At 44.2% G+C, this 6,241-nt stretch carries 5 protein-coding genes and 1 riboswitch; of the genes, 1 reads left to right on the forward strand and 4 read right to left on the reverse strand.

Translation table 11 applies throughout. From position 1 onward, the window contains the following. From VK541_RS03175 to VK541_RS03190, 4 genes are all read right to left on the reverse strand, one after another. The coding region (locus tag VK541_RS03175; protein ID WP_324366852.1) for an efflux RND transporter permease subunit at positions 1–1,497 on the reverse strand (1,497 nt) is incomplete at its 3' end. A 46-nt stretch (positions 1,498–1,543) separates the two neighbouring features. Further along, positions 1,544–2,605 carry an efflux RND transporter periplasmic adaptor subunit gene (locus VK541_RS03180; RefSeq protein ID WP_324366854.1) on the reverse strand — a complete coding sequence of 354 codons (1,062 nt, stop codon included), beginning with the start codon at positions 2,603–2,605 and terminating at the stop codon, positions 1,544–1,546. 11 nt (positions 2,606–2,616) lie between these two features. Next, complete coding sequence (locus tag VK541_RS03185; protein WP_324366856.1) at positions 2,617–3,996, reverse strand: TolC family protein; 1,380 nt, start codon at positions 3,994–3,996, stop codon at positions 2,617–2,619. Positions 3,997–4,114: 118 nt separating this feature from the next. Next, a complete protein-coding gene (locus VK541_RS03190) occupies positions 4,115–4,726 on the reverse strand; it encodes a TetR/AcrR family transcriptional regulator (protein WP_324366858.1) in 612 nt (203 codons plus the stop codon). A 193-nt stretch (positions 4,727–4,919) separates the two neighbouring features. Next, positions 4,920–5,027, forward strand: a riboswitch (SAM riboswitch). A gap of 118 nt (positions 5,028–5,145) precedes the next feature. Between VK541_RS03190 and VK541_RS03195 the strand changes: the two genes are divergently transcribed. After that, positions 5,146–6,241, forward strand: a 1,096-nt coding sequence (locus tag VK541_RS03195; RefSeq protein ID WP_324366860.1) for a PA domain-containing protein, incomplete at its 3' end; no start/stop codon positions are given.

Here is a 6,241-nt window from a genome sequence, read left to right on the forward strand (position 1 = left end):
GCGCATCAGGAAATTTCCTTCCGGGTTTCCGGTATGGCTCTTCAGCAGGCGGCTCGATAAGAAAGGAATGATGGTCAGCGAAACCAGCATAGAAGCCATCACGCAGAAGATCACTGCCAAAGGAAGGGAGCGGATGAAATCACCTGAACCCTCGGGAAGAAATACCAAAGGCATAAAAGCAATGATCAATGTAATGGTACAACCCACAACAGCCAGTCCAATTTGTTTGGTTGCTTTTAATGTCGCTTCCAGACGGCCGTGTCCTTCGAGCATCCAGCGTTCTATATTTTCTACCACCACGATACTGTCATCGACCAGCAAACCCAGGGCGACCACCAGTCCGACAATACTCAATTGATTCAGGTTAAAACCAAACAACTGAAGCAATACGATGCCAATTGCCAGGGACAGCGGAATGGAAATCATTACAATGATGGCTGGCCTTAGCCCCAATGGGAGCAAAGTAACAGCGACCAGCAAAATGGCAATGATAAAATCAGTCCCCAGGCCCGACAAACGTCTGTTCACGTTATCTGCCTGATCGAAATTCTGCACCAGGTCTATGTTTGCAGGCAGTGTCTTCTTAAACCGGTCCAGCACAGGCTGGTATTCCTTTTGCGTTTTACTGATGTTCTCTCCCTCCTTCTGGGCCGCCGTTACAAATACCGAACGGTGTCCGTTTAACCGGGTAATGTGTTTTTCTTCCTCGTAGCCATAATATACTTTTGCGATGTTCTTTAAAAAGACGTTTTTTCCGCCTGCAGAATACACTATTGTGTTTTTCACCGCATCAAGGCTGCGGTATTCATTGATGATCACATTGAAAGTCTGCCGGGATGCATCAATGGCTCCTCCAGGGATACTAGCCATTTCATTTTTCAGACTGTTGGTGATTGTAGTTAAGGGCAAATTCATCTGTGCGACCTTCTCCAGGTCAAGTTCTATGCGGACCTGCTGTCCCGGAACACCGAAGATCGATACTTTCTTGAGCGCAGTTACCTTTTCCAGTTCATCCTGAAGTTTCTCTGCATAGTATTGCATGCGCTGGCTCGCTGCATTCTCAGAAATCAGTGCGACCTGGAGAATATTGACATCCGAAGGCTGCTGTTTTTGAATTTCAATGCTGTAAATATCGGCAGGCAGTTCGGCACGTTTGCTGTTTACTTCCCTTACGACTTCCTGATATTTAGAATCTACATTGCTGCTGTACTTGTATTCCACCCTGATCACCGCAACCCCGTTTGAAATGCTGCTGCGCAGTCTTTTAATGTCATCAAGACCAGATATGGTCTTCTCCAGCGGATTTACTACCCGGTCCTCAATGTCGCGCGGACTAGTCCCCGGGTAAACGACAATCACATTAAACATAGGAGCATGCATCTCAGGGTCTTCAGACCTGGACATGTTGAGCACAGTGGTAACTCCCAAAACAATGATCATCAGGAAGATCACAAGGGTAAACTGGCTGTTCTTTACTGCATAATCTGAGATTTTCATAAGATTATATTTTTATTTAATTGCCATGAAGCCTGCTTTGCAGGTTTCATTTTGCAGTGTTTAATGGTGAATGAATAGAGATTTTGCTGTTGTCTGTCAGATAAGCCGAACCGGAAACGATCAGCGACGTCGCGCCCTGCAGCCCATTAGTAATGGTCACAGTATTCTTTTCGATGCTTGCGATGGTCACCATTTTCTTTTGTGCCCTTTTATGATCATTGGTAATGAAAACATAACCGCTGCTGCCGTTGCCATCCAGCAAAGCTTCGTAAGGGATCTTCCAGCTTCCGCTGGTTTGCCCTGACGGATTGACTACTGCCTTGCCAAACATACCTGTTGCTATACCCTCCGGTCTTTTCCCGGTCAGCGTGATGTAAACAGCAAATGTTCCGGTGGCGGCGTCAGCACCCTCAGATTTCCTGCTTACGATGCCCTCAAAAGATTGGCCGGGCAATGAGGCAATCTGAACCTTTGCCTTGTCATTCAATTTCAACAGTACCCATTCCTGATCACTAACTGCAGCTTTGAGCATCCATTTTCCTTCACCGTTACTTTGCAGTACGGCGGTACCCGAAGAGACCTGCTGACCGGCGTCAGCCAGTTTTTTCAGGATAAAGCCATCCTGCGGGGCATGAATTTCGGAGAATTTCCTGTTAAACGATACGAGATTCAATTGCTGCCGGGCAAGCTGAAGCGCAGTCTTTGTATTTTGCAGCTGCTCGAGCGTAGCCACACTATCGGCGTACAAACTCTGGGTGCGTTTATGATCTCTTGCTGCTTTTTCAAGTGCCAGCTGTGCCTGCTGCACCTGCGCATTGATTTCGGTAAGGTTTAATGTGGCCAGAAGCTGTCCCTTCTTTACAGGATCACCCTCTTTTACCAGTACCCTGTTGATGATGCCGCCTGTTTTGAAAGAAAGTAATACCTCATCATCTGTGGTAAACTGTCCGGATAATGCGATCGCAGCATTTCCTGTCTGCTGGTCCAGTGGTATGATCCGGACAGGTATGGTATCCTTGTCCGTCAGTTTCTTTGCCGGCTCCTTTGTAGTGCAGCTGAAAAAAAGCGGAGCGGCTAACAATATGCTGATGTAGTGAATGGCTTTCATGTCTATGATTTTTAGTTTGAATTGTCAATTGGATAAGTGGCTTGATTGCGTTCAAGTTCTGCGATGGAAATCTGCAGATCAGCCTGAGTTTCTGCAATACGAAGTTTGGTGCTGATGAGCTGGTCCTGAGCATCAAGCAGTTCGAGGTAGAGCAACTGCCCTGCCTGGTACGCCTTAAGCTGATCCCTGAAATATTTTTCGGCAAATGTTAATGCTGCCCGGGCACTTTTATCTGCCGCTTTTACCGAACGGTAGTTATTTAAGGATTGCAGGAGTGTCAATTTGAGTGCATCTTCGGTTTCCTCCAGTTTTGCGGCTGTTGCGTTTAAGCTTGCTTGTGACTGTGCAGCGCGGTATTTATTTTTACCCCCGGTAAACAGGTCCCATTGCAGATTTACGCCCCAAAGATAGTAACGTGTATTGCCGTTAAATGTAGTTCCGGTACCCTGCGAGCCCAGATCCAAAAAGGTATTGAGCTTTGGAATGATCGCGGAGCGCTGCAATTTATAATCAAGCGAATTCACTTGTTGCGTAGCCTTTAGCTGTTTCAGTTCCTCCCTGTTGTCTACTCCCCTAATACTATCAGGCTCGCTGGTGAAGACGATGGGGTGTATACCTGAAGTATCTATCGAATCTCCAAGCGGCCGGTTTAAAAGAAAATTAAAATAAGCTCTGGCATTTTCTGTGTTTTTTTGGGCCGAGATTAAAGCTGCATTTATTTTTTGCTGCTCCGTTTGAGCACGCAGCAAAGCGGTACCGTTCCTTACACCGTTTTTTAACAGACTGGCATTTACCCTGATGTTTTCATTGATCAGCAGCAAGGCACTTTTATAAGCTTCCACCCCCTGCAGTGATTGATAATATTGATAATAAGCTGTTTTAATATCTTTTACCAATGCGCGTTTATAAACATTGACCGATGCCTGCTGTATGCTGATCAGTTGTTGTTTAATGAGCTTGTTGTAACGGATCTCCGCATTAATGAGTGGAAGAGAGGTACGAAGCTTCACATCATAGAAATTGTCAGGATTTAGCTGTTCAGAAGTATTGCTGAGCTGGGGAAATTTTGAGGAAGAAGTAAGTTCATTAAGTGCCGTATAAATTGGATTGATGAGATCGCCGACCGGCACATCAATGGTCCTGCCACCCGAGGCTTTGGTATAGCTGCCTAGCATACTTACTGAAGGCAAATACATGGACTTGGCTTCCCTGAGCGCAAACATAGCCCGGTCAAGATCAAATTTCTGTTGCTTCAGCCCCTGGTTATTAGAGAATGCATCAGAGATATATACATCTAATCGAGGATCTTGTTGCTGCGCGCTAGCCATTCCTCCGGTCAGGATTACCCAGGCTGTAACAAAAGAAAGTATTTTAATAAATGACGTGTACATAGTAAACAGTGTTTAGTAAAAGGGTAAAAAATATAGGGATTATTTAAACATGTATTTTAGCAAAACTATAAATGATGTATACATAATAAACGGTGTTTAGTAAAGGGTCAAAAAAATATTATTTTCTAATGCAGCTTAAATATTCTTCCATGCTTTGATTTAAGGTTTCGCGAATTGTTACATCATTGATCATCATCACTTTCAGGCGGCAGCGCAGATCAAGAGACACCAGACCGTGAGCCATTGCCCAAACCTGCAATGCTGCCAATTGTATGTCGTTAAAAACAATCAGGCCCTGAGTGATACATTCTGCAAGTGTATCCACAAGAAATTTAAATGAATCTTCACCATTGCTTTTAAACTGGCTCTCATCTGCGTTCATGGGAGCGCGGATGATAAACATCAGGTCGTACAGTTCAGGGTTTTCCAGTCCAAAAGAGATGTACGTCTTACAAACCTGCGCTAATCGTTCGAAAGGATGTTTACTCGTCGCGTATGTTTTGAAAGCTTCCAATAGTTTTCCATAAGCATGGCGCTGCACTTCGAAAAGCAATTCATCCTTATCCTTATAATACAGGTAGATGGTTCCCGGACTATACTCTATGGCATCTGCTATATTGCGAATAGAAGTCTTCGCATATCCATCTTCAAGAAACATTTTTAGTGCGGCGCCCATGATCAACTGCTTCATTTCTTCTCTTTCCCGCTCTTTTCTTTCAGATATTCCCATGATTTTCCATAAATACACTGCAAATATAATGAATGGTGTTCAGTAAATGAAATAATTTATGATAAAATAACATAATCAGCGCCTAATGTAATTTAAGCGAAGATATTCAGCCAAATGTCAATAAATAATTAAAGTCTATGGATTTAGTAGATTATTTATATATCTTTGCCTCACATTGAGTTCTTAAACATAATACTTATAAAGAAAGACTGAGGGAAAGGCCCTATAACGTCTTAGCAACCTATACTAACCGGAAGTAAAAGGTGCTAATTCCTGCTCTGCAAAAAGAGAAAGATAAGTTTGAAAATCAACTGTCCGCACTGTTGATCCTGCTATTGCTTTGTCTACTTTTTTCTTGTTAAGTATTTGTCTGCTCATATTTTGATGGAAACTATGGATACACACTTACAAAAATCAGCATGAAAAAAAATGTTGTATTACTGACCATATTCGCATTGGCCAGCACAGAACTTTTTGCGCAACAACAAAATCTGAAAGGTTTCTCACAGAAATCATCATCTGCGCAGCTGCAACTGGAAAAGCGTTTTGACCAGCAGCTGAGTAACATCAGCATAGGAAACACGATTAAAGAGTTTTCTGCTAAACCTCACCATTTAGGCTCTGCCCAAGGCAAAATTGTAGCAGAATCTGTATTAAAAAAATTCAAGGATTATGGATGGGATGCTAAAATTGAAACTTATCATGTCTTGTTCCCTACTCCAAAAACACGGATACTGGAGCTAACCGCGCCCACAAAATTTATCGCACTACTAAAGGAGCCGGCTTTTGCCGAAGATGCCTCTTCGGGACAGGAAGGACAGCTTCCCACTTATAATGCCTGGGGCGCAGATGGTGATGTAACGGGGGAATTGGTATTTGTAAATTTTGGATTACCTGAGGATTATGAGAAACTGGAAAAACTGGGCATCAGTGTTTCCGGAAAAATTGTAATTGCCCGCTATGGACGTTCCTGGAGGGGGATCAAACCAAAAATTGCCTATGAACATGGTGCAATTGGCTGTATTATTTATTCCGACCCCAAAGAAGACGGGTACTATCAGGGAGCCGAATATCCCAAAGGGCCATTTAAAAACGAGCATACCGTACAGAGAGGTTCTGTAATGGATATGGTCATCTACCCTGGAGATCCGCTGACACCGAATACCGGAGCTACAAAAAACGCGAAACGCCTGGAAAGAATGGAGGCAGTTACCATTTTAAAGATCCCGGTACTGCCGGTAAGCTACCATGATGCCCTGCCCCTGCTCTCCGCACTGGACGGGCCTGTGGCACCTGAGGAATGGCGCGGCGCCCTGCCCATCACTTACAGAATCGGTGGTGGCAGGGCAAAGGTCCATTTGAAAGTCGAATCCAACTGGGATATTGTTCCTGCCTACAATGTAATTGCTAAAATCAAAGGATCCGAGTATCCCGGCCAATGGATCATCAGGGGAAATCACCATGACGCCTGGGTAAATGGCGCCGCAGACCCTGTAAGCGGACTAGCCGCAGAAC

The sequence above is a fragment of the Pedobacter sp. genome (assembly GCF_035317785.1).
Classification (GTDB): Bacteria; Bacteroidota; Bacteroidia; order Sphingobacteriales; family Sphingobacteriaceae; genus Pedobacter.

What these genes read in the sequence shown, in the direction of transcription:
- VK541_RS03180 (WP_324366854.1), bottom strand. Translation starts at nt 2,605, where the DNA reads ATGAAAGCCATTCACTACATCAGCATATTGTTAGCCGCTCCGCTTTTT.
- VK541_RS03190 (WP_324366858.1), bottom strand. Translation starts at nt 4,726, where the DNA reads ATGGGAATATCTGAAAGAAAAGAGCGGGAAAGAGAAGAAATGAAGCAG.
- VK541_RS03185 (WP_324366856.1), bottom strand. Translation starts at nt 3,996, where the DNA reads ATGTACACGTCATTTATTAAAATACTTTCTTTTGTTACAGCCTGGGTA.